This is a genomic window from Bradyrhizobium uaiense (assembly GCF_010811875.1).
GTDB lineage: Bacteria > Pseudomonadota > Alphaproteobacteria > Rhizobiales > Xanthobacteraceae > Bradyrhizobium > Bradyrhizobium uaiense.
On record NZ_VKHP01000623.1, the window covers coordinates 1 to 370 of the forward strand.

Annotated in this window: 1 protein-coding gene; it reads left to right on the forward strand. The window is 62.2% G+C overall.

All coding sequences use genetic code 11. From position 1 onward, the window contains the following. Window positions 1–370 (forward strand): ABC transporter substrate-binding protein (locus tag FNJ47_RS46785; RefSeq protein ID WP_236000612.1); only part of this gene is annotated, 370 nt, incomplete at both ends.

The following is a 370-nucleotide window of genomic DNA, read 5'->3' on the forward strand; positions in this document are numbered from 1 at the left end:
CGCGCACGCTCGGCCAGCCCGACCAGGGTTTTGAGGGCAACCGCTTCACCGGGCTTACGATGTACGACGCGCTGACGATGTGGGACCTGTCGTCGTCGGACAAGGCGAGCGCGCTGATCCCGGGCCTGGCGACCGAATGGAAGGTCGACGATGCCGACAAGACCAAGTGGGTATTCAAGCTGCGTCCCGGCGTCACCTTTCACGACGGCTCGACGTTCAATGCCGATGCCGTGATCTGGAATCTCGACAAGGTGCTGAACGACAAGGCACCGCAATTCGACAAGCGTCAGAGCGCGCAGGTCAAGACCCGCCTGCCCTCGGTTGCCAGCTACGCCAAGATCGACGACTTCACCGTCGAGATCACCACCAA